The sequence below is a fragment of the Methylorubrum sp. GM97 genome, from assembly GCF_024347855.1.
GTDB lineage: Bacteria > Pseudomonadota > Alphaproteobacteria > Rhizobiales > Beijerinckiaceae > Methylobacterium > Methylobacterium extorquens.
Window position 1 is genome coordinate 34984 of the sequence record NZ_AP025942.1, and the last position, 25778, is coordinate 60761.

Annotated in this window: 25 protein-coding genes and 3 pseudogenes; 13 read left to right on the plus strand and 15 right to left on the minus strand. The window is 68.1% G+C overall.

The genetic code is table 11. The annotated features are described in order from the left end of the window. Nucleotides 1–46 precede the first annotated feature (46 nt). From MSPGM_RS00160 to gspG, 8 genes are all read right to left on the minus strand, one after another. Nucleotides 47–916, minus strand: coding sequence for a general secretion pathway protein GspK (locus tag MSPGM_RS00160; RefSeq protein WP_158022349.1), 870 nt, complete (start codon nucleotides 914–916; stop codon nucleotides 47–49). Nucleotides 917–930: 14 nt separating this feature from the next. Next, nucleotides 931–1542 (minus strand): prepilin-type N-terminal cleavage/methylation domain-containing protein, encoded by a 612-nt coding sequence (locus MSPGM_RS00165; protein WP_012751953.1) that lies wholly within the window; start codon nucleotides 1540–1542, stop codon nucleotides 931–933. Further along, nucleotides 1535–1930 (minus strand): type II secretion system protein J, encoded by a 396-nt coding sequence (locus MSPGM_RS00170; RefSeq protein WP_012751954.1) that lies wholly within the window; start codon nucleotides 1928–1930, stop codon nucleotides 1535–1537. The genes MSPGM_RS00165 and MSPGM_RS00170 overlap by 8 nt, the downstream gene beginning before the upstream one ends. Beyond that, a complete protein-coding gene (locus MSPGM_RS00175) occupies nucleotides 1927–2400 on the minus strand; it encodes a Tfp pilus assembly protein FimT/FimU (protein ID WP_012751955.1) in 474 nt (157 codons plus the stop codon). The genes MSPGM_RS00170 and MSPGM_RS00175 overlap by 4 nt, the downstream gene beginning before the upstream one ends. Beyond that, a complete protein-coding gene (locus MSPGM_RS00180) occupies nucleotides 2397–2975 on the minus strand; it encodes an SCO family protein (protein ID WP_012751956.1) in 579 nt (192 codons plus the stop codon). Before MSPGM_RS00180 ends, MSPGM_RS00175 begins: the two co-directional genes overlap by 4 nt. A 167-nt stretch (nucleotides 2976–3142) precedes the next feature. Continuing rightward, nucleotides 3143–3412, minus strand: coding sequence for a hypothetical protein (locus MSPGM_RS00185; RefSeq protein ID WP_003603858.1), 270 nt, complete (start codon nucleotides 3410–3412; stop codon nucleotides 3143–3145). Between the two features lie 122 nt (nucleotides 3413–3534). Then, on the minus strand, nucleotides 3535–7413 hold the full coding sequence (locus MSPGM_RS00190) for an RICIN domain-containing protein (RefSeq protein ID WP_261926055.1): 3879 nt from the start codon (nucleotides 7411–7413) through the stop codon (nucleotides 3535–3537). A gap of 486 nt (nucleotides 7414–7899) precedes the next feature. Continuing rightward, a complete protein-coding gene (gene gspG / locus MSPGM_RS00195) occupies nucleotides 7900–8343 on the minus strand; it encodes a type II secretion system major pseudopilin GspG (RefSeq protein ID WP_003603860.1) in 444 nt (147 codons plus the stop codon). Between the two features lie 197 nt (nucleotides 8344–8540). Here gspG and MSPGM_RS00200 point away from each other — a divergent pair, with 197 nt between their 5' ends. Next, a complete protein-coding gene (locus tag MSPGM_RS00200; protein ID WP_012751959.1) occupies nucleotides 8541–9437 on the plus strand; it encodes a hypothetical protein in 897 nt (298 codons plus the stop codon). Continuing rightward, the gene (locus MSPGM_RS00205; RefSeq protein ID WP_003603862.1) at nucleotides 9427–9903 is read left to right on the plus strand and encodes a prepilin peptidase; all 477 of its coding nucleotides are present in this window, start codon (nucleotides 9427–9429) and stop codon (nucleotides 9901–9903) included. The genes MSPGM_RS00200 and MSPGM_RS00205 overlap by 11 nt, the downstream gene beginning before the upstream one ends. A gap of 31 nt (nucleotides 9904–9934) precedes the next feature. Here the strand turns inward: MSPGM_RS00205 and MSPGM_RS00210 are convergent, their stop codons facing one another. The 3 genes and pseudogenes from MSPGM_RS00210 to MSPGM_RS00220 all read right to left on the minus strand — a co-directional run bounded on the left by MSPGM_RS00210 (nucleotide 9935) and on the right by MSPGM_RS00220 (nucleotide 12881). Continuing rightward, nucleotides 9935–10642 (minus strand): type II secretion system F family protein, encoded by a 708-nt coding sequence (locus tag MSPGM_RS00210; protein ID WP_410007718.1) that lies wholly within the window; start codon nucleotides 10640–10642, stop codon nucleotides 9935–9937. Further along, a pseudogene (locus MSPGM_RS00215) lies at nucleotides 10631–11148 on the minus strand (type II secretion system F family protein); the annotation flags it as partial. The gene MSPGM_RS00210 and the pseudogene MSPGM_RS00215, both read right to left, overlap by 12 nt. Then, the gene (locus MSPGM_RS00220; protein WP_003603864.1) at nucleotides 11148–12881 is read right to left on the minus strand and encodes a GspE/PulE family protein; all 1734 of its coding nucleotides are present in this window, start codon (nucleotides 12879–12881) and stop codon (nucleotides 11148–11150) included. The pseudogene MSPGM_RS00215 and the gene MSPGM_RS00220, both read right to left, overlap by 1 nt. 191 nt (nucleotides 12882–13072) lie before the next feature. Between MSPGM_RS00220 and MSPGM_RS00225 the strand changes: the two genes are divergently transcribed. From MSPGM_RS00225 to MSPGM_RS00235, 3 genes are read left to right on the plus strand one after another with little or no spacing between them, the layout of a single operon-like run. Further along, the gene (locus MSPGM_RS00225; protein WP_012751961.1) at nucleotides 13073–14164 is read left to right on the plus strand and encodes a hypothetical protein; all 1092 of its coding nucleotides are present in this window, start codon (nucleotides 13073–13075) and stop codon (nucleotides 14162–14164) included. 2 nt (nucleotides 14165–14166) lie between these two features. Next, nucleotides 14167–14691 (plus strand): GspMb/PilO family protein, encoded by a 525-nt coding sequence (locus tag MSPGM_RS00230; protein ID WP_012751962.1) that lies wholly within the window; start codon nucleotides 14167–14169, stop codon nucleotides 14689–14691. Next, nucleotides 14688–15191, plus strand: a complete 504-nt coding sequence (locus MSPGM_RS00235; RefSeq protein ID WP_012751963.1) for a hypothetical protein — start codon at nucleotides 14688–14690, stop codon at nucleotides 15189–15191. Before MSPGM_RS00230 ends, MSPGM_RS00235 begins: the two co-directional genes overlap by 4 nt. Before the next feature lie 263 nt (nucleotides 15192–15454). Here MSPGM_RS00235 and MSPGM_RS00240 read toward each other — a convergent pair. Further along, nucleotides 15455–15796: pseudogene (locus MSPGM_RS00240) on the minus strand (DUF4186 family protein); the annotation flags it as partial. A gap of 762 nt (nucleotides 15797–16558) precedes the next feature. Here MSPGM_RS00240 and MSPGM_RS25445 point away from each other — a divergent pair. The 6 genes and pseudogenes from MSPGM_RS25445 to MSPGM_RS00260 all read left to right on the plus strand — a co-directional run bounded on the left by MSPGM_RS25445 (nucleotide 16559) and on the right by MSPGM_RS00260 (nucleotide 20063). Continuing rightward, nucleotides 16559–16929 (plus strand): annotated as a pseudogene (locus MSPGM_RS25445) (hypothetical protein). Nucleotides 16930–17017: 88 nt separating this feature from the next. After that, nucleotides 17018–17449 carry a universal stress protein gene (locus MSPGM_RS00245; protein WP_261926058.1) on the plus strand — a complete coding sequence of 144 codons (432 nt, stop codon included), beginning with the start codon at nucleotides 17018–17020 and terminating at the stop codon, nucleotides 17447–17449. Nucleotides 17450–17587: 138 nt separating this feature from the next. Continuing rightward, the gene (locus tag MSPGM_RS25325) at nucleotides 17588–17758 is read left to right on the plus strand and encodes a hypothetical protein (protein ID WP_315974125.1); all 171 of its coding nucleotides are present in this window, start codon (nucleotides 17588–17590) and stop codon (nucleotides 17756–17758) included. Nucleotides 17759–17967: 209 nt separating this feature from the next. Then, a complete protein-coding gene (locus MSPGM_RS25450) occupies nucleotides 17968–18321 on the plus strand; it encodes a GCG_CRPN prefix-to-repeats domain-containing protein (RefSeq protein WP_410007701.1) in 354 nt (117 codons plus the stop codon). Nucleotides 18322–18686: 365 nt separating this feature from the next. Further along, nucleotides 18687–19052: a PRC-barrel domain containing protein gene (locus MSPGM_RS00255; protein WP_209688138.1), complete on the plus strand. Its 366-nt coding sequence runs from the start codon at nucleotides 18687–18689 to the stop codon at nucleotides 19050–19052. 129 nt (nucleotides 19053–19181) lie between these two features. Continuing rightward, on the plus strand, nucleotides 19182–20063 hold the full coding sequence (locus MSPGM_RS00260) for a DUF4344 domain-containing metallopeptidase (RefSeq protein WP_209688137.1): 882 nt from the start codon (nucleotides 19182–19184) through the stop codon (nucleotides 20061–20063). 226 nt (nucleotides 20064–20289) lie between these two features. Here the strand turns inward: MSPGM_RS00260 and MSPGM_RS00265 are convergent, their stop codons facing one another. From MSPGM_RS00265 to MSPGM_RS00275, 3 genes are all read right to left on the minus strand, one after another. After that, on the minus strand, nucleotides 20290–21195 hold the full coding sequence (locus tag MSPGM_RS00265) for an adenylate/guanylate cyclase domain-containing protein (RefSeq protein WP_261926059.1): 906 nt from the start codon (nucleotides 21193–21195) through the stop codon (nucleotides 20290–20292). Between the two features lie 535 nt (nucleotides 21196–21730). Then, nucleotides 21731–22168: a MucR family transcriptional regulator gene (locus MSPGM_RS00270; protein ID WP_209688135.1), complete on the minus strand. Its 438-nt coding sequence runs from the start codon at nucleotides 22166–22168 to the stop codon at nucleotides 21731–21733. A 358-nt stretch (nucleotides 22169–22526) separates the two neighbouring features. Then, nucleotides 22527–22907: a hypothetical protein gene (locus MSPGM_RS00275; protein WP_261926060.1), complete on the minus strand. Its 381-nt coding sequence runs from the start codon at nucleotides 22905–22907 to the stop codon at nucleotides 22527–22529. Nucleotides 22908–23083: 176 nt separating this feature from the next. Between MSPGM_RS00275 and MSPGM_RS00280 the strand changes: the two genes are divergently transcribed. Both MSPGM_RS00280 and MSPGM_RS00285 read left to right on the plus strand, forming a co-directional pair. Beyond that, nucleotides 23084–24184, plus strand: coding sequence for an AraC family transcriptional regulator (locus MSPGM_RS00280; RefSeq protein WP_209688700.1), 1101 nt, complete (start codon nucleotides 23084–23086; stop codon nucleotides 24182–24184). A gap of 584 nt (nucleotides 24185–24768) precedes the next feature. Beyond that, a complete protein-coding gene (locus tag MSPGM_RS00285) occupies nucleotides 24769–25776 on the plus strand; it encodes a 2-hydroxyacid dehydrogenase (protein ID WP_209688133.1) in 1008 nt (335 codons plus the stop codon). The last annotated feature ends 2 nt before the right edge of the window (nucleotides 25777–25778 follow it).

The following is a 25778-nucleotide window of genomic DNA, read 5'->3' on the forward strand; positions in this document are numbered from 1 at the left end:
CTAGCTACTTATGGTTAACGACCAATTGACATTTGATAAGTTCGGCTCAAGGCTGGATCAGCGCGGCGGCGAGCGGCCCGCAGGCGGGATGGGCCAGGCCGCCCACCAGATCCGGCCCGTCCGGCTGCCAGGACAGGACCGGCGTGCCGGTGCCGCTCGCGGAGATGATCGCGCTGCGCAGGGCGCGTCCCCGTCCGTCCGAGACGGTGGCGCGGATCTCGACATACTGGCCGGAGGACAGGGCCGCGTGCGGGCGCAGCCGGTCGCCGGCGACGCCTTCCGCCAGGGCGCGAACCGGCGCGAGGCCGGGGTCGAGGCCGCCGCCGGGATTGTAGATGGTCAGGGCCCCGCGCGAGAGCGCCACGCGCTCCGGCGTCATCGAGGGCAGACGCTCAATCTCGTCGATGCTGGTGAAGGGTGCGTTGCGCGGGCCGTGGCTGAGACCCCGCGCGGCGTATTGCGGGCGCTCCGCACCGCCGGGCTCTGGGTCGTCGTCGGCGTCGCGGTAATCCATCACCTCGGCCGCGAGCCGCAGGGCGTCGGCATCGCCGATGCCGAGCGCGCGGAAGGCCGCTTCGAGCAGCGGGCGCGGGGCGGCGTTGAGATCGATCAGGCCGGCTTGATCCTGAAGCGCCAGCACGAGGCGCCGCCCCTCAGGCAGGCCGCAGGCGATGGCGGCCCCGTTGCGCGGCAGGCCGAGCCCCGGCATCCCGCGGGTCCGCTCCAGCACGATCCCCGTGGCCACGAGCCGGGCGGCACCGTCGGCCAGACCCTGAAGGCGCAGGCCGCGGGTCTGGCTTTCGGCCACCGCCGTGCGGGTTCGGTGACGGTCGGTGGCGATGAGCGCGGCGGCGGACACGACGATCATCACCGCGAGCACCGCGGGCAGGACGAAGCCCTGCTCGCCCGATGCCACGGATCGGCGCGGCCTCACTGGCCGACGCCGAGCGGCACGAGCAGCGGCGACCAGCGCCGCCGGTCACCGGGGGGGAAATCGAGGCCGATCTCGATCATCGTCGGCGGCCGGTCGCGGCGGCCCCATGCCGGCTGCCAGCGCGGCTGCGGATCGGTGTGGTCGCTGCCGAAGTAGCGCAGGCGCAGGGCCGCCGCCCGGCTCACCAGCACTTCCGGCGGGCTGGCCCCGTCCTCGCCCAGGCTGCGGGCTTCCACGAGATCGATCGTGCCGTCGTCGCGGCGCAGCGCCCACACGGTCTGCCGCACGGCGCCGCCCCGCTCGGCATCACGGCTGGCCAGCACCATGCCGGAGAAGCGCTCCGGTTCGCCCCGGAACGGCGGGCGCCGCCCGTCGGTGCCGCGCCCCACGAGGCGGCTCAGGGAGGTGCGCAGGTGGTCGCGGACGATGTCGAGGTCGGTCTCGGCCGCGAGCCGTCCGCCGAACCGCGACAGCAGGCCGGCGGTGCCGATCGCCTGCAGCAGCAGCAGGGCGACGAGCGACATTAGCGCGAGCGAGACCAGCATCTCGACCAGCGAGAAGCCCGCCTCGCCGGGCCCGGCCGCCGCGCCGGCACCGGCCTCAGCCACCGAGGCCCGCCGCCAGAACGGTCTCGTAGACGATCGCGCCGTGCGGGCCGTCGCGGGTCAGGCGCAGGTGCCAGACCGGCGGCACGTCGCGCCAGCCGAGAACGGGGGCGACGTCGGTGACGGTGAGCACCCACGGGCTGCCGTCGGAGAAGCGGCCGCTCTCCTGGCCGGGCCGAAGGCTGCCGAGGGCGAAGCGCAGCCAGACGATGCCCTGGGCCTCGTCGGAGGCGCGCAGAGCCGCCTCCACCCCGGCGCCCTGCCGCGTCAGCGACGCGGAGATCTGGAGCGCCGTGACGGTGCACAGGGCGACAATCGCGAAGGCGACCAGCATCTCGACGAGGGTGAAGCCGTCCTCGGCGCCCTCGTGGATCGAGCGGTGCGGCGTCATCGCGGCGCCTCAGCCTCGGTGACCCGCTCGGTGACCCGACCGGTGAGGCTGCTGACCGACAGGAGCCGCGCACCGGCACGTCCGTCGAGGCGGATCGCGCCGCCGGTCGAGCCGCCATCGGCGAGGAAGCGGATTTCGCCCGGTCCGGCCCGGCTCGCCTCGCTCCGCAGCACGGTGACGGCGAGATCGGCGGCGGCGATCGGCGCCGCTCCGGGGCGACTGCTGACGAAGAGGGCGCGGGCGGGGTCGAAGGTCAGGCTCGCCGGGGCGCCGGTGCGGCGCGCCTGAGCCCGCAGGCGGGTCAGTTCGCCGGCAACGGCGCTCGCCGTGCCGTCGAGCCGCCGGCCGGGCAGCAGGTTGCCGAGCGCAGGCACCGCGAGGCTCGCCACGAGGCCGAGCACTGCCAGCACCACGAGCATCTCGATGAGGCTGAAACCCGCCGTTCCGGAGCGGACCGGCGCACCGGTCACCGCACGGCCTCGGACGGCCGCGCCAGCGGGGCGAGGCGCGCGGCCAGGGCCGTGGGCTCCATCTCCGCCGAGACCCGGTCGGCGATCAGGCCGTTCTCGTCCACCACAAGCACGGCGGCGGTGTGCGCGTAGGTGTAGCGGCCCTCGGGCAGAGCGGTACGCTCGGCGACGACGCCGAAGCTCGCCACCGCCTCGTCAATGGCTGCGCGCTCGCTCCCGAGGGCGACGATGCGTGGGTCGAAGCTCTGCATGTAGGAAGCGAGCGCGGCGGGGGTGTCGCGCTCCGGGTCGAGGGTGACGAAGTAGATCCGCAGATCCGGATCGGCGATCCCGCGCAGGGCAGTGCTCAACTGCGCAAGCGTCGTCGGGCAAATCTCGGGACAGTGCGTGAAGCCGAAGAACAACCCATAGGGCTTGCCCGCCAGCATGTCCGAATCGATCGTGCGGCCGACGGGATCGACCAGCCGGAAATGCCCGGCGAGAAGGCCGGCGCCCGCGGCGGCGGGACCGGGCCGGGCCGATGGTTCGGCCCTCAGGCTCGGTGCCGCCGCCTGCAGGAGGAGGAGTGCGAGCAAGGATGCGGCGCGTGCCCGGTATGGAGCGAGGCGGCGAACGGATCGGTGGCGCGGCGGGGGCGTCATCTTCGGTGCAATCCGGAATCGGCCGCGCCTGATTCGGGCGAGCGGCGTGAGGATAGGCGCAGCGGGTTTCCCCGACCTTGCGGGCGCATCCGTCCCCGTTCTCAGGGGCACTCGTCCTGCGTCCAGGCGTATTCGCCCTTCGCCTCCTTGGCGATCGCGGCGCAGGCGCTCTCGGGCACGTCGCCGGTGCAGGATCGACCGCCGAGCCGGTCCGTCACGCGGCAAGCGCCCTTCGGCAGCGCCGGGGCCGGCTGATCCTGGCGCGTCGCACTGCCGCCCTGGGGCGCGGCGACCTGGGCGGACACCGCGAGCGGCGCCAGCAGGGGGACGACGAGGAGAGCCGCCCCGGCGAGGCCCATGGTTTTCGTCATGATGCGGTCTCCGCTTCTTCGAGACGTCGTTGCGCCGGAGGAAACAACCCGCTCGGCACGAAGGAGCTTTTCAGAACAGGGGTTTGGAGGCCTTCCCGATCGCAATCCGATCGGGAAGGCCGCTAGCGGATCCGCACGACCTTCGCGACGCTCGGCACGCCGGCCTCGTCCATCGCGAACAGCATCCAGGTGCCCGGAAGCAGGGTGCCGGGATCGCTGGGCAGCGTCAGGCGATAGGTGGTGCCGCTGCTGCCGGCCACGGCCAGCGGCACCCGGCGCTGGTCGGTGTTGGTGGAATGGGTGACGCTGCTGAGCCGTACCAGCGAGAAGGTCGCCACGGTCCGGTCGGTGGTGACGCTGAGCGTGCCGCCGACGGGGGCGGAGGCCGGCGCCGCGGTGATGCCCGGCCGGTTCGCCGGCCGGCCCTGGGCGTCGAGCAGGTAGGGCGGGGTCAGAATCTCGAAGTTGAGATGGTCCGCGCCGCCGCATCCCCCGCACAGCCCGCCGCCGCCGAACAGCACGCGCCCGTCGAGCAGCAGCATGCCGATGCTGTGGTAGTTGCGCGGCACCGCCATCGGCGCCATCCGCCGGACCTTGCCGGTCTTCGGCGACCAGATCTCCGGCGTCATCACCGGCAGATTGTCGGTGAACTGCGCCGCCACGATCTGGCCGCCGGCCGTCACCACATCGCCATCGGGTAGGACGACGCTGTTCATGTAGGTGCGGGGGAACAGCAGCGGCGCCGCCTCGGTCAGGGTGACGGGACCGTTGGGGCCAGCGCTGATGTCGATCGTGTAGGCGGTGTCGAGGGAGGGCACGCCGGTATAGGCGGGCGCCCCGCCGGCCTTATAGATCTTGCCGACGTCGTACATGTTGGCGGTGCCGTTGACCGCGAAGCGGTCGCTGCCGCGCCGGCCTACGGAGCGGACGTTGCCGTCGCCGTTGGTGTCGATCCAGTACATCTCGCTCGTCGGGCCGGCCTGGAACACCGAGCCGTTGGCGCCGGCGAACAGCCAGTAGTGGTTGTCGCCGTAGAGGATCGAGACGCTCGGGTCGGCGGTCGCATTGCCCTTGACGTTGCGCAGGACGCGCCAGCGGTTCGACGCCTGCGACCAGACCTCCCCGTCCTTGCCGCCCTGCCCGCCGGACCACGAGCCGCCGAGGGTGAAGGAATCGCCGTTCGAGAGCGTGGCGTTGGCGTTGTAGCCGCGGGTGATGTTCATGTTCGCCGCGCGCGTCCACGTGTTCGCCTCGGGATCGTAGATCGTCGAGGCGCCCGCCGCGATGCCGCCGGTGATCAGGATGCGGCCGTCCGGCAGCACGTTCGTGCCGGGGCAGAACATGTTGTGGCCGGTGTTGCGGATGTAGGTGTCGACCGCCCGGTCGGTGGCCGGATCGTAGAGCGTCGTCCAGGTTCCGTCGGTGGCGCCGGTCTGGAAGGCGCTGCGCTGCTCGGCCGCCCAGAACAGGAGCTTGCCGTTGGGCAGTACCGCCCCCGAGACCGGGACGATGCCGATCTCGCGCGGCGCGGTCCAGGCGGACGGCGCACGCCCCTCCGGCCCGAGGATCGTCCAGCGCTGCGGGTCGGCGCCGTCGCAGTCCCACTGCACGATGGCGCTGCCGGAATTGCGGTTGTCGTTGGCGCCCGTCGGGCTGATGCAGCAGTTCGAGTGGTTGGCGACCACCTCCGTCCACTTCTCCAGCTTGCGCAGGCGGAACAGGGCGTTGGCCGCGCCCGAGCAGCCCTGCTGCACCAGCCGGGCGCCGTTGCCCATGCTGCCGTTCTCGACGGCGAGGCATTGGCCGGTGGTGCCGCTGCGGATCTGGTAGCCGCCCGCGGCCGGCACGAAGGTCCAGTTCTGGCTCGGCAGGTCGCGGCAGATCTGCTGGGTGACGCCGCCCGCGGAATCGATGCAGTTGCCGGAGCGCCGGTTGATCAGCACCAAGGTGCCGGTCGGCGCGCTCTCGCCGGGCATGGGGCCGGCCGTGCCGCCGCCCTCGCTGCCGGCATTGCCGCCGCCCGTGCCGCCTCCGGTGTCGGTTCCGCCACCCGTGCCGCTGCTGGTGCAGCGCAGGGTGTAGACCACGTTGCGGCCCGGAGCCCCGGAATCGCCCCAGGCATCCTGGCGACCGCCGGCGGCGCAATCGCCCGATGTCTGGAGCGCCCGCTCACCCACGGTGTCGCTGTAGTAGACGAGCGGCGTGCCGGTGCGCGACTTGTCCGGGTTGGCCCAGACCCGCATGCCGACGGCCCAGCGTGCACCCGCCGGCACGCCGAGGGGCTGAGACGGGACGTTCATCCCGGCCGGCGTCGTGTTCCAGTTATACGACAGGACCGGCATCTCAGTGCCGACCGAGCCGTCCGCGTTGCGGGTGAACAGGAACAGGTCCTTGGCGTACCAGCCATCGATCAGCGTCGGCGTCAGCGTGATCGACAGGCTCGTGCCGGCGGTCGGCGCAGTGGGCTCGGCTCCGGTCGTGCCGGTCGTGCAGGTGACGGCGTAGACGATGTTCTGGCCAGGGCTGCCGGCGTCGCCCCATTGGTCGCGCCGGCTCCCGGTCCGGCAATCGCCCGCGGTCTGGACCGCACGCTGGCCCGGCGTGTCGCCGTAATAGAGAACCGGTGTGCCGTTGCGCGACTTGTCGCCGTTGCCCCAGACGCGCAGGCCGAAGCCCCAGCTCGTCGCCCCGGCCGGAAGGGTGAGCGGCTGCGAGGGCGTGTTCAGCCCCGCCGTTGCGACCCCGAAATTGTAGCTCACGAGGTTCGTCTGCGAGACGATCGCGCCCCTGGCGTCGCGGGCGAACAGGAACAGCTCCTTGGCGTACCAGCCATTGGCAGCCGTCAGCGTGATCGAGACCTTCGTGGTCGTAGCAGTTGGGGGCGTGGTGCCGCCCGGCCCGGTGCCACCTCCCGTTCCTGTCCCGCCGCCCGTCCCGCCGCCGGTCCCGCCGGTGCCGTTTCCACCCGCGGTGCCGCCGCCGGTCCCCGTCCGACCGCCGGTCTCCGTACCGCCGCCCGTTCCGCCACCGGTTCCGCCGCTCGTGTCGGGTCCGGTCGTCGTGCAGGCCAGCGTGTACAGGACGTTGCGGCCTGCATTGCCCGCATCGCCCCACGCGTCCTGCCGATGGCCGCCGGTGGTGCAATCGCCCGTGCTCTGAAGTGCGCGCTGGCCCGGCGTGTCGCTGTAATACAGGATCGGCGTACCGCGGCGCGATTTGTCGGCGTTGGCCCAGACTCGCATGCCCACGCCCCAGGTCGAGCCGGCCGGCACCGAGACCGGCTGCGAAGGCGTGTTGAGGCCGGCGGTGGTGAAGCCGGAATTGTACGAGGCGACCGTCGCTTGGCGGGTGATCGCCCCGCTGCCGTCGCGGACGAACAGGAAGATTTCCTTGGCGTACCAGCCGTTGATCTCGGTCGGCGTCAGCGTCACCGTGGTGCCGGCCACCGGAGCCGGACCGGCCGGCGATGCGACGGCGGAGAAGGCTTGGTTGGCGCCGCCCCAGCAATCCCACTGGATCAGCTTCGCGCCCGGATCGCGGGAGACGGCGAAGACGTCCAGGCATTTGCCGGAAAAGGCGGCCACGAGGCGCGTGCCGTCGCTCAGAGGTTGAGCCGACCACGTCTGCTGCGTCACGGTCTGGCAGCGGATCTGCCAAACCGCGCTGCCATTGTCCCGCCGCGCCTGCGAATCCAGGCAGAGGCCGGTCGCCTGATTGACGAGGTTGAACCCGTTGCCGGCCGGCTGGACCCGCCAAGTCTGTTCGGGGGCGCCGCTACAGGGCTGCTGCTCGATCTGGACCATCTCGGCCGGATTCGCGCCGGGGACGGCCAAGCACATCCCCGAATGGGCGACCCGGAGCGCGCCCGAATCGGTGCGGGTGCCGAAGTTGATCTCCGCGGATGCGGGGGCCGACAGCAGCATCAGCGCGAGCGGAGCGAGCAGCCACCCACCGCGCAAGCTGCGCGCTATTCCGGTCTGGATTGTCTTGATCAGCCGCATATCCAGTCCTTGACGAGGATCGAATCGCCTTTCGAATGCATGTCTCGGGGAACGACGCCGCTGGTCTCAGCGAATGCCGTCATTCCATCTCGGAACTGTCGATGGCCGGGCGGGTTTGTCACGGACTCGATTAAATTTCCACTAAATGTGGCTGCTTAAGTAGGCAATTCAATGTGGATAGACTGTAGATCGATTGATGGTCGAGTTGCCATTAAATTGCAGGCGCTGTGACAACTGAATTGATAGAAAAACGCCGTGAAGCATCGCGGTGTCGCGTCTGAACGTCTGCGTTCCGGGGCGTACGGGGAACACGCCGCCATGACGACGCCGAGCAGGCCCGTGTCGCATCGGCCTTCCGGAAGACGGGGGATGGCCCGCGGGAACACCGTCCGACGGCTCTCACGGATGGATCACGTCTTGGGTGGCATGAGCGGCTCTGCCGGACGGGGCGGACCATGCCGATGCGATCCCCTGGCGGCGGAGGGTTCAGTTGCTCGTGACGTCGGCCGCGTCGTCGCTTCCGCCGGGCTTGGTGTCGCTGCCCAGTGAGTAGACCTCGTACGGCTTCCCGCCGGCGCCGGGCGCGCGGTAGAGGTAGGGCTGGCCCCACGGATCGTTCAGGCCGCGGCTGTCGCGGACATAGGGGCCGCGCCAAGCCGGTCCGGTCGGCTGGACCAGAGCCTGAAGGCCCTGCTGGCTCGTCGGATAGGTGCCGAGGTCGAGATAGTAGAGTTCGACCGCCTGCGCGATGTTCTTCACTTGGATCCGCGCCGTCTCGCCCTTGGCGCGGCCGAGATAGCCGAGCACCTGCGGCGTGACCATGGTCGCGATCATGCCGATGATGGCCAGGACGACGAGGAGTTCGACCAGCGAAAATCCGGCCTCGCCCGAGCGGGCATCCGCGCGATCCCGCTTTGCCTTGACCACCATCGTCGCCGTCCGACCACCGTTGAGAAGTGGCACCGAGGATGGTGGCCGAAGCCTAATGAACCCCTGCGGGCGCTGCCTCGACGTGTGCGCCCTGGGCGGGTATCCACCTGAATTTTTGATTTTTGTTATTTTCTTCCTGGCATCGTCAGTCGGGGAAGAGGCGGCGGGCGGAGCCCGCGACGGCCACGGAGACGCCCATGCTTCGGTCCGCCGCGATCACGGCTTCCCGGCGCGCGACGCCGCTCGTCCTGGCCGCATTCGCGTTCGGTCTGGCGACCCCCACCCTGGCGTCGGCAGGCCCGGATGCCGTCCTGAGCGTTCCGCTGCCGCCGCCGCTTCCATCGGTCCGCGTGCTTACCCTTCTCGTCGGCCTGCATCTTCTCGGGCTGTGCTTCGGGCTCGGCGGGGCGACAATGCTCGATTTCTGGATCATCCGTTGGATGCGCTGGGGCGGCTTGCCGGTGGAGATCGCGCGCACCTTTCTGTTCGTCAGTAAGGTCGTGTCGGTCGGGCTCGGGCTGCTCTGGCTGTCCGGTCTCGGCTTTCTGGCTGTCTATGCCGTCGAAGCGCCCGAGAAGCTCGCCAATCCGAAGATTGCGGCCAAGCTCACAGTCGTCGCGGTGCTGACCCTCAACGGATGGCTGATCCACGCCCTCGTCCTGCCGGGCGTGCTGCGCGACGTGAGCCGGCCGATGTTCGAGGGCGTTTCGCGCGGTCGTACCGGCATCTTCCTGATCTCGGGGGCCGTCTCCGGCGTCTCGTGGTACGCCGCCTTCGCGCTCGGCATCATGCGCGAGCTGAACGGCCGCGTCGCCGCTGGCCTGCTTCTGGCGCTGTGGCTCACGGCCGTCGTCGCGGCCGCGCTTGCGGCCTACGCCTTCTGGCAGTTCCTGTGCCGCCAGCGTGCCCGCGACGCGGCGATTCCCCTGTACCCGGTCATAGACCTGCGCCCGCGCGACCATGACGGCGCGCTCGCTGTTCCGCCCCATCCGATGCGGGCGGTTCCGCTAGGGCTGAGCTGCGCCCCGGTGAGCCGTATGGCGGGCTTCTCGGCGTGGCGATGGCCGAGACGGGCGAACGACCGTGCCGCCTGACCTGCCCGATCTCGTCCTCGCGCTGCTGCCGCTGCCGCTCACCCTCGCAGCGGCCACGATCGATCTGCGCCGTCGCATCATTCCCGACCAAGTGAACCTCGCCCTGCTCATCCTCGGTGCGGGAGCGAGCGCGCTGCGCGGTCTCGCGCTGCCGCAGATCTTGGCCAGCCTCGTCGCGGCCGCTGGCGCGTTCCTGCTGGCGTGGAGCCTGCGGGCCGCCTATGCGCGGCTGCGCGGCCGGACCGGGCTCGGCCTCGGCGACGTGAAATTCATGGGTGCCGCCGCCGCCTGGACCGGGCTCGCCGGCTTGCCGCTGATGATCCTCGTCGCCAGCCTGAGCGCGCTGGCCGCATTCGGGCTCGCCGTGCTGGCCGGGCGGCGGCTGGACGGGGCGTCCCGTCTGCCGTTCGCCCCCTTCCTGGCCCTCGGGCTGCACGTCGCACTCCTGGCCGGACACGCCGCCTGATCCCGCGCCGTCTCAAGCCGGCCGCGACGGATCACTGCGCCAGTTGGCCGACGCTCATGATCGCGCCCATCACCGAGATGATCAGGCCGCCGATCAAGCCGCCGATGGTCACCGTCACCAGCGGCGTGAGCAGGGCGAGCAGGCGGTCGATGCGCTGGCGCGTCTGCGTCTCGTGCATCTCGGCGGCATGGAGCAGCACCGGGCCGAGGCGGTTCACCTGCTCGCCGCTGCCGATGAGGTTGAGGGTCGAGGGCGCGTGCGGCTTCAGGCTCGACAGACCGGACGCGAGGCTGCCCCCCTCGGTGAGCCGGCGGCCTGCCTCTTCGAGGGCCGCGCGAAACACCCGGTTGCCGGCGAGCGGCCGCGTGGCGGCCACCGCATCCGGGATCGGCACCTCGGCGCAGAGAAGCGTGCCGAGCACCCGGCAGATGCGGCCGAGCTCGATCCCGGTCACGATCTCCCGCACCAGCGGCAGGCGCAGGGCCAGCTGCCCGCGCGCGGCGGCGAAGCCCGGTTGGCGCCAGGATCGGACGAGGCCGAGGACGATCACGGCCGCTCCGCCGAGGAGCCAGGGCCAGAACGCGCCGACCCAATCGCCGAGGGCGGCAGCAACGCGGATGGTGAGCGGCGGGGCACGGCCGCTGCCCTCGAACAGCGGCGCCAGCGCCGGCACCAGCACGACGACGATCATCACCAGCGTGCCGACCGCCATCAGCACCAGCAGCGCCGGGTAGATCATCGCCGAGGTGAGATGGCGGCGCACCGCGTCGCGGCGCTCGATCGAGCCGGTGAGCGAACCGAGCACCGCGACGAGCGTGCCGGTTGCCTCCCCGGCCCGCACGATATCGACCATGTCCGGGGGAAGGCCTGCGGGTGGGCCGCCATCGCCCGCGACAGGGAGGCGCCGGCCACGACCCGCTCCAGGATGTCCGCGAGCACCGGCTTGAGCGCGGCGGAAGCCTGCCGCTCGACGAGACGCAACGCGCGGTCTACCGTCAGACCGGCGCCCACGAGCGTACCGAACTCCCGCAGGAAGGCGAGCCGCGCCGCGTCGTTGACCCGGTCGCGCCCGAACAGGTCGCGGCTCCAGAACGGCGCCGCGCCGCTCGCGGCGGGCTCGATCGCGAAGACCTGGAACCCGTCGGCCCGCAACTGCGCCACCGCCCGCTGGCGGCTCTCGGCCTCGATCCGGCCCGAGCGGGCGCGCCCGTCGGCGGCGTAGGCCTGGTAGGCGTAGCGCGGCATCAGACCTGCCCCTCCAGCACGCGGCCGATCTCGTCGAGGGTGGTGTCCCCGGCGATCACCCGCGCCCGGCCGGTCTCGACCAGGCTCACCATGCCGGCGGCGCGGGCGCTGGCGGCGATGGCTTGCTCGCCCGCGACGTCGGCGATGAGGCCGCGCAGATCCGCGTCGAGCGGCATGATCTCGGACACCACCATCCGCCCGCGATAGCCGGTGCCGTTGCAGGCGGCGCAGCCGCAGGCCCGCTTGAGGCGTAGCGGCGTGCCCGGAGCCACGCCGAGGCGCAGGCGCTCCTGGTCGTCGGCGGGCTCCGGCACCGCGCAGGCGGCGCAGAGCCGGCGCACGAGGCGCTGAGCGACCACGCCGTTGAGGGTCGCCGCGATGAGATAGGGCTCGACGCCCATATCCATCAGCCGCGTCACCGTGGCAGGCGCGGAGTTGGTGTGCAGGGTCGAGACGACGAGGTGGCCGGTGAGCGAGGCCTGCACCGCGATGCGGGCGGTCTCGGCGTCGCGGATCTCGCCGACCATGACCACGTCCGGGTCCTGGCGCAGGATCGAGCGCAGGGCGGCGGCGAAGTCGAGGCCGATGCCGGGATGGGCCTGCACTTGGTTGACGCCGGCCATCCGGTACTCGACCGGGTCCTCCACGGTGACGACCTTGAGATGCGGCCCGCTGATGCGCCGCAGCGCGGCGTAGAGCGTCGTCGTCTTGCCCGAGCCGGTCGGGCCGGTGACGAGGACGAGGCCGTTGGGGCGGTTCGTCATCGCCTCGATCCGGGCGATGGCCGGCGCATCGAATCCGAGCGAGGCGAAATCCTCGATTCGGCGCGATCCGTCGAGAACGCGCAGCACCACGCTCTCGCCATGGGCGGTCGGCAGCGTCGAGACGCGGATATCGACCTCCTGGCCGCGGTCGGGCGCGCGCATGCGCCCGTCCTGCGGCAGGCGGCGCTCGGCGATGTTGAGCCCGGCCAGGATCTTGATGCGGGTGGTGAGGGCGAGCTGCACTGATTTCGCCAGCCGCTCGGCCTCGACCAGAACGCCGTCGACGCGGTAGCGGACCCGCATGTCCGCCTCTTCTGCCTCCAAGTGGATGTCGGAGGCCGAGAGTTCGAAGGCCTTGCGCACGAGGCGCGCGGCGAGCCGCACGATTGGCGCTTGGCTCGCGACGTCGGCGAGCCGAGCGAGGTCGTCGTCGCCCGCCCCGGCCTCGTCGTCGGAGGCGGCGTCGCCGTAGACGGCCCGGTGCGCCCGCTCGAAGCTGCCGGGGCCGACGAGGCGGCATTCGACGGACCGGTCGGTCAGGTGTTCGAGCGCTGCCGGAATTTCGGGGTCGAAGGCATCGACGACGGCGACGACGAGGCGGCCGGGCGCCTCGGCGACGGGCAACACGCGTGCGCGGGCGCAGTAATCGGCGCCGACCAGCTCCGGCAGGACGGGCGTGGCGGGCCAGTCCTCTTCCCGCAGGATGGCAAGACCGGTGGCGTCTGAGAGGGCGGCGACGAGGGCCGCCTCGTGGATGAGACCGAGTTCGGTGAGCAGCACGGGCAGCGGCCGGCGGCCGGGGCGATCAAGAGCGGCCAGCGCGCGCTCACGGCCGGCGGCGTCGAGAACCTCCGATGCGGCGAGCGTTTCGACGAAGGCCTCCGCGGCGCCGCACCCGTGCCGGTCCCGTCCGCGCCGGTCCTGCAGGATCCGCCGCGGACGGCTCTTCGATCCCCAGACGCTCAACATTGTCCGGCCTCCAAGGCAGGTCTTTCGTAATCGCCCTGTCGGCGCAGGCGGGCTGCTCCAATCCACGGCGCCGGGACCGCACCGCGTAAACAGTCGTCGGCGTCGCGGGCCGGCGCATTAAGCTGACATAAACGCCGCCACGCTTAACAACTCCTCTCCGGCGCCCGCGCCGTTCAGGGAGCGCTGCCCCCGTGAGTGCCACCGAAACCGCCGCGTCCGGGCGCGCGCTTTCCTCGCTGCGGGCAAGCGGTCGGGCGGCCCTGCGCGACGGTCTCGATACGGCAGCCCATTGGCTCGGCCTGAGTGACACGCGACGCGACCGCGCCCCTGCTCTCTTGACGATCCACCTCGGGGCTCCCGTGGAAACCGGGCTGATCCTGATCGACCGCCGCGCCGGGGAGGCCCTTTCCCACCGGCTCGATCCGGCGGCCGACGACTTCGGCGAACGGCTGGCGGCGATCCGCGGCGCGCAGGCCGGAGTGCGGGCCAAGATCCTTGTCGATCCGGCCTATTGCTTCGTACGCACCCTGAACCTTCCGAGCGCCGTCCTGCCGCGGATGCGCGCGGTTCTGGCGCAGGAATTAGAGGCGGCGACACCGTTCCGTGCGGAGAGCGTGCACAGCGATTGGTATGTCGAGGGCGAGGATGCGCCAGCGCGCACGATCCGTGTGCGTCACGTCGTGCTCAAGCGGACGCGGCTCGATCCGCTCCTCGCCGCCCTCGCACAGGCCGGCTTCGCCTCCGGTCCGGTGACGGTCGGCGGGGACGAGGCGCGCAGCCTGCCGCTCGATCTCCTCACCGGGGGACACCGGGCGCTCCAGAGTTTCACGGGCGGCGGCCGCGGCGGCGACCTCGCGCTGATCGCCGGCGCGCTCCTGCTCCTGCTCGGTGCCTTCTGCGGCTTTAGAAGGCATCAAGAGGCAACGCTCGCCGCCCTGGACGCCGCCTTCGCCGAGGCGCGGCGGGCGTCCGGTCCGGCGGTCCAGGCGCCCCTCCGGGCGGGGGCCGCCGCGATCCTGGCCGGACGCGCAGCGCCGGTCACCGAGACCTGGGACGCGGTGGCGCATGCCCTTCCCGACATGGTCGCGGCGACGTCGCTGCGCCTCGACGCGGAGGGCGCCTACCTCACCCTGGCGGCCCCGGAGGAGGCCACGCCGCTCGCCGCGCTGGCGCAACTGCCGGGCTTCGCGGCGCCGACCTTGCGCTTGTCCCAACCCGATGCGGATGGGCGGTTGCGGCTCCTCATCGAGCTGCCCCGCGCCGGCCGAGGAGCCCGGCCGTGAAGATGCCGCTCGTGGAGGGCCAAGCCCGGCCGATCCTGTTCGGTGTGCTCGCTGTCGGCCTGATCCTCGCGCTCGTCGCCGGCCCGGTCGGCGAGGCGGTCGAGGCCGCCGCGCAGATCGAGTCGGGCCGCGAGCGACTCGACCGCGCCCGCGCCGCCGCGTCGCGTCCGCCGCTGCCGATCCCGCTCGCCGGATCAAGCGAAGAGGCGCTGCTCGCGAGCTTCCGCCAGCGCCTCGAGAGCCTGGCCGGCGCACGGGCGGCGGTGGTCGAGCGCGCCGACTTCGAAGCCGATCCCGACCGCCCCACCCTGCCGCGCCTGCGCGCCTCGGTCCGGGGCACGGCGGAGGGGCTGCACGGTCTGCTGCAAGCCCTGGAGAAGGAGGCGCCACTCATCGCCGTCGAAGAGGCCGAACTCGGCATCGAGCGCGCGGCGGATCGCGAGACCGGCCGGCCAACGGTGATGCGGGCGAGCCTGACCGCCCGCGGCGTCCTGATCCCGCCGCCGGCGCCGGGAGCGACGCCGTGACGGGAATCCGACGTGCCCTGCGCGCGACCCGCCCGCTGCCGCGTGCCGTCTTGGGGCTCGCCTGTGCCGCGGCGTTGGCTGCCTTCGCTTGGCCGATCGGGGTCGAGCCGGCGCCGGAGGCCCCCGCACGGCCTTTCGACTCGCAACCCGGCGCCGCTTCGAGCGGCGCGGCGTTGCGCCGGCCCCTGTTCGATCCCGGCCGACGCGACTGGACCGCGCGAGGAAGCCGGGCCGCGATCCTCGAAGGCGAGCCCCGCCGCCCGGTGCTGACAGTGCGCGGAATCGTCGTCGATGGCGGCAAGGCCCGTGTGCTGATCGATGACGGGAGCGGCGACGAGCGCTGGCTCGGCCCCGGCGAGGGACGCTACAACTGGCGCATCACCGCCATCGCCCCCGACAGCGTCACGCTCGATCAGAACGGCCGCCCGTTCACCGCCGCGTTCATGGGCCAGCCGGTCACGCTGCGACCGCTCCCGCTGGAGCCGGCCCTTCGGAACTGAGGCGCGGTTACGGAGAGCGGGTGATTGCGCGACCTTCACCCGGCTCAACCACCTGAGTTCCGAAGGGCAGCCCATATAAACAAAAAGCCCCGGACGGCTGTCCAGGGCTCGGCGTCTCGGTGTTTTATTCAAAGGTGATTTGGTAGCGAGAGAGGGATTTGAACCCCCGACACAAGGATTATGATCTGAGTGCGAGCAGAGCTAGATCATTGACATAACAAGCGTCTCCGGTGAGCTGTGTTAGCGGTGCGCTAACTGGCCCTCTAATCCGCGCGCTCCCACGTGAACAGGGGTAACTCTTCTGATACTGTGAGTTGCTCGTTTGCATAGTTGGAGTTCTGCGCGCGCAGCCAGCGCGCGATCGCCTCAACCACATGTGCTTGCTCAGTCGCGCTCAATTGCTGTCCCGACGGAACGCCATGCCATTTGGACAGCATGCCACAGCAGCAAGTTGCTGTGGCATGTTGAGCGACAAAGGCCGGATGCCCGCGAAACGGTGTCTGCTTACCGTTGTTCTTCGGAGTGGCGAGTGCAAGGCGCCGCTTAACGAAATCTCGGATATGCTCCAGCATCGTCGATATGCTGCTCTCGCGAAAATATGCCTCTTCCGCAGGTGTTAGTCAGAAGCGCTGTTGGAACGCAGATCGCGGGAGATGATCGAAAACGTCTTCTTGAGCGCGATCCGAGCGGGTTGAGTCGTCTGGGGTTTCCCATTCGAGGAACTCGCCGGAGAGATCGTCGAAGATGCGCGCCTGCTTCTCAGGGGCGACCCTATGCGGAAACAGCACGAGGTTGCGCTTACACACGCTCCTGTAGGGTGCCAGCATCTTCGGCAGGAGCTTACTTTCGCAACTCGCTCGACATCCACGGGCACCCCGACGCCCTTGCGGAACAGGTCGATATGCGCCTGCGTGGCAATTGCACTGACGTCATAGGCTTCGAACAGCGCACGCTCCATCGCAGTGCGCCTTACTACAGCTTTGCGGGAGTCGCGCCGCATGCCTCCTGTCCCAGTGCCACTGGTCGCAATCTGCCAGTTGCCCTGCGCAGCTTGAGCGCTACAGGCTCCGCGCTCGTCTTCTGACCTCGCCGCATGTCTAACTCCTTCGGTCCTGGCTGATCCTCTCAATCAGCCCGGTCCAAAGCCAGCCGGTCAGGTCACAGGCACAGTCGAGCTAACTGCTCGCGCGCGGGTGACACTCGGACGTGACCCTGAGTGTCCTCCTTGATCAAGCAGCAAGCTCGGCATCAGCGCTAAGCTGCGGGCAGCGATGATAACGAAGCTAAGTGGACCACACATCCACTCGCTTCGATGAGTACGGGTTCGGCTCGCCGCTGATAACAAACGCTAGCAGGGTGAGACGCTGATGAAAGCGCTTCTGATCGCCTCGACGGCTTTCGCTACCTTAATACTGAGTAGCGTAACGGCCGATGCGCGCGGCGTCCGTGGGGCAGGTGTCGGATTCCGAGGTGGCGGCGGCTTCCGCGGCGGTGGCTTCCGCGGGGGCGTGTGGCGCCGGGGTCGGGCGCGGCGGGACCGATCGGCGGGCGACCTGCGTGGGGCGCGAGCCGCCCAGGCTGGGGCGCTGCGGGGCCGATCGATGGACGACCGGGGTCGGGCTACGGCCGCTACGGATACCAAGGCTATGGCTGGGGTGGCTATTGTCCCTACGGTTACGGTCTAGCCGCAGCCGGGCTCGGTGCGGCCGCGGCGGTCGGCTACTACGGGAATATCTAAGGAGGCTGTGGGCCTTACGCCGATTACGATGCATACACCGGCGTGTGCATCCCGTACTGAGGCTTCAAAGTTCCTGGGAGAGATCCCGATGTACCAGCACATTCTTGTCCCAACCGATGGAACGGCACTTTCCACGTCAGCCGTGACTAACGCCGTGTCGCTCGCCAAGACTATGGGGGCAAAGGTGACGGTGCTTACGGTAGTTCACCGGCTCCCAGAAATGGCTTTGGGCGGGTCACACACGTACATGGATGAGTACAGGCGACACGCACAAGCCGACGCCGAGCGCAGGCTCAGTGACGCTGAGCAGAAGGCCAAGCGGGAGGGCGTGTCTTGCGACGCCGTGAAAGTCGAGGATCGGCAACCGTTCGAAGCCATCATCGAAACAGCTGAGGCTCGCGGTTGTGATCTCATCGTCATGGCCTCGCATGGTCCTCGTGGCATTACCGCCCTCTTGATCGGCAGCGAAACTATGAAGGTTCTCACGCATTCCAAAATACCCGTTTTGGTCTATCGCTGATCGCCGGCCCCAGTTTCGTTTCGAAGTCGTTGCGGGTCTTACCGCCGCTACCGTCGTTCGGGTCACGGCAACGGCCTATGCCACGTTGGCCGGCCTGCCGGCGCGGTCGGCCTCTACGCCGCCCAGATTCCCTCTGTCATCTATGGCCTACTCGGTTCGTCGCGCGTCATCAGCATGAACTCTATGATGACGCTGGCCGTCCTGACGGGAGCCGAGCTCGGCAGCGTCGCACCGAATGGCGATCCGGAAAGGCGTCTCATCGCGACAGTAATACTGGTCGCGCTGGTGGTTGCATTCAGTTCTGGTTGATCCTCTCAATCGGCCTGGCTCAAAGCTAGCCGGTCATGTCAATGTCTCATTGAATCAAGCGCCCTTCGCCGCCTCACTTTACTGTTCAGGTCACTGGCGTCCAGGGCTCTCGCTTGAGCCGGGCCGTGGAGTAGGACCGGCTCAAGCGGAGCGCGAACAAGTGGGCGCGTGCCGACCACCATTTGCGCACGTATTGGCTGGAGTGCCCCATGACGAGAGCATCAAGACTGATGACGCTTTGTGCCGCCGCGTTCGTGGTCTTTCTCGGGATAGGACCCCTCCAGCAGGGCCGGATCGGCATCGGCAGAGCCGAAGCCGCAGGCGGCTGCGGGCTTGGCTTCCACCGCGGTCCGTATGGAGGCTGCCGGCCGAATGGCTACGGCGGCTATTACGGCAGGCCCGGCTACTATGGCTATCGAGGCGGGGCCGTGTACGGTTACCGCGGCGGCGCCTACGGCTATCGGGGGGCGCGCGTCCACGGTGGTCGCGCCGTTTACGGCCGTCGGGGTGGCGGCTTCCACGGCGGCCGTGCAGTCCATGGAGGAGGTCGTTTCCGCCGCTAAGCACAACGGCTCGATCCTGCTCTGTAATCAGCTGAGCTGCTTTCGATTGCTGGCCATCTCTGAGCGCTAACTATTGATGCCGGATCGCGGGTCTCGGCGCGGATCATTCCTGGGGTTCCTTTCGATCGAGGCGGCGATGGATGCGATATGTCCGTGGAAGGCGCTGATCCGCTGCTGGAGGGCGCGTAGCCAGAGTGCCGGCACATCGATGTCCTCGGGCAACACTCTAGCCTGCCGCGTTCACGTGCGCCTTCCGCCGCTAGTCGGGCATGACGTCCAGTGCATCGCGGCGGGCAAGCCGGCCCGGAGACGAGGTGCGACGAGAACCACGAAGAAGCTCGCTTGCGACGGAAGAGGGAGAGCGGATGCAGCAGCACCTTCCTGCCTGGGCCTGCGTCCTCGTGATGCTCGCTGGCGAGGCGAGCGCGCAGGAAGCCCGATCGCCCCTGCTCGACGCGGCGGACTCGCGCATGCAGATCGGCGCCGCCTCGCTCGTGCCGACGCTCCGCCGCCGCTGGCTCTATGCTGATCACAAGCTCGTCGTCGGGCGCGTAAAGGATGTGCGGGTCTCGGCCGACGGGACGACGCTGATCGCAGTGGTGGCCCGCCGTCGCTGGCTCGGCGGTGGGGAGGTTGGCATCCCGGTTCCTCTCCTGCGGCAGGCGGACAACGGCCTGACCGTCAGCGCCACACGCGAGACCATCGGGCAGCTTCCACTCTTCAAGCCGTGAGAGCCGAGCCTTGATGACTCGCTGCTCGCGGCGCTGGAGGCGTACCGCAACCAGCCACACCGGCTTCCGCTGCGTTGTCAGGAGGGAGCCATTGCCCGATGATCCAAACGCCATGCAGGGCTTCCCACGATGAGTCCGGCCAACTTGGAACGGCTGATGGGGACGCGGATGCCGGTCCGTGCCTGGCACATCGCCATCCTCTTGGCGGCAACCGTGCTTCCGGTGAGCGCGTCGGCCGGTCCGAGTGGACGCGACGGCGAACGCATTCGGGTCGTCTATGTGGCACCCAAGACGGCCGCCTACCGTGAGATCTACGACACCATGCGCGAGCAGAGGGTGCTGGAGCGGGTCGGCGCCATCATCGGTCTCGTCAGGCTGCCCAATCGACTGACTTACCGGCTGACCGAATGCTCCGGCGAGCGCAACGCTTGGTACGCGCCCGAGAACTGGAGCGTGACCGTCTGCTACGAGCTCCTCGACAGCATCGTCCAGGCCGCACCGCGAACGAAGTCGCCGGCCGGGGTGACCCGGCAGGATGCGATCCACGGCCCGGTCTTCCAGATCCTGCTACACGAGAGCAGCCACGCCCTGTTCGACCTTTTGCAGGTGCCCATCCTCGGACGCGAGGAGGACGCGGCTGACCAGGTCGCCTCGCTGATCCTCCTGCACCTGTCGCCCGCCGATGCCCGCAGGGTCGTGAACGGGAGCGCGTACTTCTTCGCGGCGACAGCCAAGGCGGAGCCAATCGACAAGGGTGCCTTCGCCGACGTGCACGGGCTGTCCTGGCAGCGCTTCTACAATCTCGCCTGCATGGCCTACGGCTCGGACCGGAGACGGTACCGCGCCATCGTGGCCAAGGGCTACTTGCCGAAGGAGAGGGCCAAGGGCTGCGGCGAAGAGTACGGCCAGGTCGACTTCGCTTTCCGGACGCTCATCGGATCTCACCTGCGCGTGCGACCCGCGGGCGGCCAGCGGCTGCGGCGGGCCTTCCGGTCTGCGTTCAAGTCCTGAGGAGCGCGGCGATGCCCTTCATCGACCCCTTCACCTGAATCTTCCTAGAGGCGTATCCGACCCCATTGCATCAGGACGGCGGCTCTCGGTCTTTGTTTCAACGCGCATTCTTTCGACGGATCGGTGACCACTTCATCGGAATGCATTCTGGAGCCAATGCAGATCAGGTAGGATCATATGTATCGTAGCGTGCTTTGCTGCGCTGAAACCTGGATCATGCCGCTGCTTAATCTTCACCGATCGACCGGCGCAGCCCCACAACTTCCAGCGCCTCGCCGCGTCCGCGCAGAGAGTGCCGTCCGAGGTTGGTGACCGTTACGCCCTCGGGTACCGGCCCGAGGCGGGCGAGGAGTTCGGCCGAGACGACGACAGGCTCATCGAGTGCTTTTGCCAGGCTCTCAAGTCTGGACGTCGTATTGATAACATCGCCGAAGTACGTGATTTTGTGCCGGTCGACGCCAATCTCGCCCGTCATCACCGGCCCGCAGTGAAGCGCAGCGCGGAACCGGGGCACCTCGCCGAACCTGCGACGCCATTCCCCCGCGTCTCGCTCCACCTGGTCGAGGAACGTGAACAGGCAGCGGATGGGAGCCGCATCCTCCAGATCCGGGCCCATACGCCACGTAACCAACGCCATATCACCCACGTAATCGTCTATCGAACCCCGATAGAGTTCGACAGGTCTGGCAAGAACCTCGAAGGCGTGACCTAGGTAGAGCATCGCTTCAAGGTCGCCACGTTCCTCTGCAAAGCGCGTTGAGCCGATAAGATCGAGAAATAGGAAAACCCGCTCCTCGCGGCGTGGCTTATGGTAACGCCCCAGCAGGAAGCTGATGAACATCCGCGGTCCAATCAGGTCGCGCATGCGGAGGACTGCCACGAGAAGTGCCGCTGTGACGAAGGCGTAGGTGAGTTTTTGAGCAGTCGGAGCAACGTCGAGGATTGGGGTACTCGCAATGCCGACCGCCCATGGAACGGTTCCGGCCACAGTCGTTCCGACGACGAACGTGCAGCCGAAGATCAGGAGTGTGGCGGCAAAGAAGATTGGCGTCGCCGCCCGCCGAACGCGGGCACGCAGGCCGGGCAAAAGTTTTCCGCGCTCGTAAAGAAACAGTGTGAGGCTGAAAAACATCCCATAGATTGTATTGATGAAAGGGCGTCCGGTCTCGAAGGCCCCCGCGAAGACCCATCCGGCGCATGCCCCGAATATCGCGACCGCAAGGAAAAGCGGGAGCGCGCGTCTGGCCACGGCGACTGCCGCCCAGCTCTTCATGCCAGCACGACGGAGAACGTTGCTTCCGCTTCGTCACGCGGTTCGACGTCCTGGCAGGACAGGCTGATTAAGTGCGAAAAGGGGGGCGTGGCTGCATTTTCCATTCAACGGATCATGACGAGCCCAGAAACGTCTGCAACCCACCGAGGCTGTCTTCAGATCGCCTCGCACAAGGCAAACCCTCTATGGATCGTCGGACCGTCGTTTGCCAGAACCCGACCTTCTTCTCGGTCAGCATGAACCGCCGCATGATGGCGCTTCGCAAGATAGACCGCCCGATGTGTGAGACACACTCGCTGGACCGGTGAGGATCTCAGGGTGCGACAGCCTCGGCGGAATGGTTCGCCCACGCGCCGACAGGGACGTCGCGACGCGCTTTGACGCGCGCCAGCGCCTACAGCCCGGAGCGAGGCTGCTCGGTCGCGGCCTTGGCACGGTCCGGAATGCCCAACCCTAGCGCCTTGGCAATCTCTGAACGGTCTCGGCTATAGGATGCGGCCACCATCGGGTAATCGGCTGGCAGGCCGAACCGCGCGCGGTAGCTGCACGCGTCGAGGCCGCGGCTGGTCAGATGCCGCTTGAGCGTCTTGTAGGGCCTGCCGTCGATGAAGCTGATCAGCGCGTCCGGCGTAATCGACTTGCGGACCTCGGCCGGCGTTGGCCTTGCACTCTCCGGAGCGGGCGGCGCCGTCGTACCCAGCGAAAGGAGCGTTTGGTGCACGGTCCTGATCAGGTCCGGCAGGATGGCTCCGGGAAGATGATTGTTGCGCACGTAGGCGATTATGATGTTTGCCGTGACGGCTTCCAGACCGCAGCTGTCGTCGGTGACCATGCAGGTTCCCATCCCTTTTTGAAAAGGCCGGCACGCCGCCATGCCTCGGCCGCGACCAGCGTATTGAACAACCGCTCTCCGTCGGGCCCGCATGACCCGAAGCCGGCTTCCATGGACCGGGAGCCCGTGAACTCGGTGTCGTGAAGTTGGCCGGACAACCGAACCGGGACAGCGACGGGCCGGCCGTCCGCTAGGCCCGCACCCCAGCCTCATCCGGGCTGCCCACGTGAGGCGGGATGGGTTGCAGAACGATGGTCTAGAGCCGTGCCCGACCACCTTGGGTCGGATCACGCCTCTATCCTCTTGTTGTGCCGCGCTTTCTTTCGACGAACCGGAACCCACTTCGTCGGAAAGCGCTCTAGCGCCCTGCTGCGTCCGCGCAGGGCTGGCCCGAGCTCGGCGGTGAAGATCCAAAGTCCGCCTCTCGTGCATCCTTCATGAGTTCGGTCGTCGCGGCCTCTGCCTCCTCCAGATCGTTGCAGGCCATGCTCTCGACGGCGTGACCGCGTGCCCGATCGTAGAGTTCGACCCGGAGCGCCACACTCTCAGGCGGCGCGTCGGCTGCCAGTGTCTCGATCAAGCAGATCTCTCGGGTGCCGAATTGGGCGATCACGGCCATCTTGGAGCCGTCCGCCCGCGCGGGCAGCAGGATCAGCCGGGTGTAGGCCTGGACCAATAAGCGCTGCGGATCGAAAGCGCGGGTCGACCAGGGGTCTCGCAGGCAAACAACGGGCATCATAAATTCTGTCGCATCAGGCGGATTGATCTGGTCCAGCTGGATTGGACGTGTTTCGCACCCAATCTGGGGGCCGATGAGATCAGGAGAGCGGTGGAGACTGCTCTTTGACCAGCCGCATCCCTATCAGGGACATCTGCGGCTCGTCCTGCTATCTTCGGCCAAAGTGCTGGTACCTCATGCCATTCACAGCCAACCTCACCGCGACGAAGCAGGAGGTGCGTTCGCGCGCGGCGGCGCCGTCCATGCCCCCGAGCGCCACGGGCGCGCTGGCCCGACTCGCGGTGGCTCGCGCGGCTGCGTCAGGGATTGATGTCCGGCCGTGCCTGTCCAGGGCCGGTCTGAGCGAGCGCCAGATCAAGAACCGGCACGCTCGCATCGGTGCGACAAACCAAGCCGCGCTCGTCGGTCTGCTGGCTGAGGCGCTCGAGGATGACCTCTTCGGTTTTCATCTCGGCCAAAGCTTCGAGCTCGGTGAGATTGGTCTGCTTTATTACGTGATGGCCTCCGCCCCAACGCTGCGCGACGCGCTCTGTCGGGCGGAGCGCTACGCCGCGATCACGAACGAGGGTATCGCCCCGATCTACAGCCAGAGCGGTGAGGTCCGCGTCTCTTATGTCGGACCGGCTCGGCACGCTGCGCGGCATGAGGTCGAGTTCTGGATGACGGGTCTCGTCCGGGTCGCCCAGCAACTGACCAGCTTGCGACTATCGCCAATTCACCTGACCCTGTGCCACCCACGCCACGCGGGAGCCCGCGAGATCGAGGCCTTCCTCGGCTGCGCCATTGCGTTCGATGCCCTGGTGGACGAGGTTCGATTTTCCTCTGCCGCGGGGAACGCGGTCCTGACCGGCGCCGACCCCTACCTGCACGATCTCCTGCTCGGGTACAGCGAAGAAGCGCTCGCTCATCGTGTCCGTTTGGCGGAAAGCCTACGTACGCGGGTGGAGAACGCGGTGATGCCGCTCCTGCCGCATGGTCGGCCGCGCATCTCCGAGATTGCACGGGCACTGGGCACAAGCCAGCGAACCCTGTCCCGCCGCTTGACCGAGGAGGGGCTCAGCTTCGAGAGCGTGTTGGAAGAGATGCGGCGGGACCTTGCCCTGCGCTACCTTCGAGACACGCGTCTCTCGATCTCGCGCATCGCTTGGTTGCTGGGGTTCCGGGAGGCCACCGCCTTCACCCACGCCTTCCGGCGCTGGACGGGCCAGTCGCCGACGGAAGCGCGGGTAGAGCGGGACCGGGCTCTGAACCCGCCGCCTCCGCAGCGGTCCAATTAAGCCCTTCGGACGGCCGCGGTCAGATACCGAGCTGTGTAACCTCGGTCAGACCATCTCCCAGCAGACCTCGTCCACCGTCGCACGGTTTTGAAGCCTGCCGTAGGGCAAAGTCGATCGGCGCAGTCGTGAAGAGCTTGCGAGGCATGGCATCCGCCCTCCTTCAGGGTTCAGAGTGCCGAAACCTTGCGCCGGGCGCGGACCGTTTTGCTGAGCCAGGGCGAGATGGCACAGTCCCGGTCAAATGTCCCGACTGATCAAGCGTAGAATTTTGCACACCATAAAATGAGGCTGCAAAAGGAGACAATCCGTTTCTTGCCGTGGACGGTGCCGCGGAGGCTCCTGCCTCGCGGAGGCTGTGGCAGTAGCGCTAGGCAACCGGTCCAACAGATGTTTTTTACAAATCTCCATTCGATTTGCGAATTTCATCACTTTGCACGCCGACGGGCAGCCTCCGGATCCTGACTGGTGGCGCAGGAGACTGCGCGGACAACTATAGGAACACAATGTCTCCGAATTGATTGGAAGTCTGAAAATGGATTTATCAATTAGTTATGGCACCGGAACATGCAAAAGGAGGCATAAGCATGCGAGTTGCAGTGTTCAGTGCGAAAAACTACGAGCGCGCGCTTCTCGATGATCTGAACGTCGGCCAGGAGCATGACCTCACGTATTTCGATGCCTTGCTCGAACCAGGGACGGCCTCACTGGCGGCTGGGTTCACCGCAGTCAGCGTCTTCGTCAACGATAGCGTCAACCGCGATGTTTTGAGGCAGCTCGCCCAGGGGGGAACGAAGCTGGTCGCAACGCGATGCACGGGCTTCAACCACATCGACTTGGAGGCCGCGGATGAATTCGGAGTTCGAGTCGTGCGCGTCGTCAACTATTCTCCGAACTCCGTTGCCGAATTTGCAGTCGGATTGCTGCTGGCGCTCAATCGCAAGGTCCACCGTGCCTACAATCGGACGCGCGAGGGGAACTTCAGACTTGATGGTCTCATGGGGTTCGACCTTGTCGATCGTACCGTGGCAGTGATCGGCACCGGAAAGATCGGGACCATCTTCGGACGGATCATGGCTGGCTTCGGATGCCGGGTAATCGGGTTCGACGTGCACCGGTCGCCCGAATTTGAAAGAATTGGCGGACGCTATGTCGACGCTGCGGGCGTTGAAGAGGCGGACGTCATCTCCATGCATTGCCCCTTGACGCCCGAAACCTATCACATCGTCGATGCGCGAACGCTTGGGCGCGTGAAGAAGGGCGCACTGCTAATCAATACGAGCCGCGGCGGCTTGATCGATACCGACGCGGCGATCGATGCACTTAAATCCGGCCGGTTGGGCGGGCTGGCGATCGACGTCTACGAGCAAGAGGCAGAGCTGTTCTACAGAGATCTTTCGAGCACTGTGATCCCGGACGACGTCATCCAACGCCTCATCTCGTTCCCCAATGTCATCGTTACGGGACACCAAGCGTTCTTCACCCAGGAAGCGCTGGAGACGATCCTCGGCACGACGCTCAAAAGCATCTCTGAACTCGAGGCGGGCCACCCTCTCACAAACGAAGTTGCAGCTCCGAGACGCTTGCAAGGATGACC

What these genes read in the sequence shown, in the direction of transcription:
- MSPGM_RS00255 (WP_209688138.1), top strand. Translation starts at nt 18,687, where the DNA reads ATGCAGCAGCACCTTCCTGCCTGGGCCTGCGTCCTCGTGATGCTCGCT.
- MSPGM_RS00185 (WP_003603858.1), bottom strand. Translation starts at nt 3,412, where the DNA reads ATGACGAAAACCATGGGCCTCGCCGGGGCGGCTCTCCTCGTCGTCCCC.
- gspG (WP_003603860.1), bottom strand. Translation starts at nt 8,343, where the DNA reads ATGGTGGTCAAGGCAAAGCGGGATCGCGCGGATGCCCGCTCGGGCGAG.
- MSPGM_RS00270 (WP_209688135.1), bottom strand. Translation starts at nt 22,168, where the DNA reads ATGGTCACCGACGACAGCTGCGGTCTGGAAGCCGTCACGGCAAACATC.
- MSPGM_RS00200 (WP_012751959.1), top strand. Translation starts at nt 8,541, where the DNA reads ATGCTTCGGTCCGCCGCGATCACGGCTTCCCGGCGCGCGACGCCGCTC.
- MSPGM_RS25450 (WP_410007701.1), top strand. Translation starts at nt 17,968, where the DNA reads ATGACGAGAGCATCAAGACTGATGACGCTTTGTGCCGCCGCGTTCGTG.
- MSPGM_RS00245 (WP_261926058.1), top strand. Translation starts at nt 17,018, where the DNA reads ATGTACCAGCACATTCTTGTCCCAACCGATGGAACGGCACTTTCCACG.
- MSPGM_RS00170 (WP_012751954.1), bottom strand. Translation starts at nt 1,930, where the DNA reads ATGACGCCGCACCGCTCGATCCACGAGGGCGCCGAGGACGGCTTCACC.
- MSPGM_RS00210 (WP_410007718.1), bottom strand. Translation starts at nt 10,642, where the DNA reads ATGATCTACCCGGCGCTGCTGGTGCTGATGGCGGTCGGCACGCTGGTG.
- MSPGM_RS00265 (WP_261926059.1), bottom strand. Translation starts at nt 21,195, where the DNA reads ATGTTTTTCAGCCTCACACTGTTTCTTTACGAGCGCGGAAAACTTTTG.
- MSPGM_RS00260 (WP_209688137.1), top strand. Translation starts at nt 19,182, where the DNA reads ATGAGTCCGGCCAACTTGGAACGGCTGATGGGGACGCGGATGCCGGTC.
- MSPGM_RS00285 (WP_209688133.1), top strand. Translation starts at nt 24,769, where the DNA reads ATGCGAGTTGCAGTGTTCAGTGCGAAAAACTACGAGCGCGCGCTTCTC.
- MSPGM_RS00230 (WP_012751962.1), top strand. Translation starts at nt 14,167, where the DNA reads ATGCCGCTCGTGGAGGGCCAAGCCCGGCCGATCCTGTTCGGTGTGCTC.
- MSPGM_RS00220 (WP_003603864.1), bottom strand. Translation starts at nt 12,881, where the DNA reads ATGTTGAGCGTCTGGGGATCGAAGAGCCGTCCGCGGCGGATCCTGCAG.
- MSPGM_RS00275 (WP_261926060.1), bottom strand. Translation starts at nt 22,907, where the DNA reads ATGATGCCCGTTGTTTGCCTGCGAGACCCCTGGTCGACCCGCGCTTTC.
- MSPGM_RS00280 (WP_209688700.1), top strand. Translation starts at nt 23,084, where the DNA reads ATGCCATTCACAGCCAACCTCACCGCGACGAAGCAGGAGGTGCGTTCG.
- MSPGM_RS00190 (WP_261926055.1), bottom strand. Translation starts at nt 7,413, where the DNA reads ATGCGGCTGATCAAGACAATCCAGACCGGAATAGCGCGCAGCTTGCGC.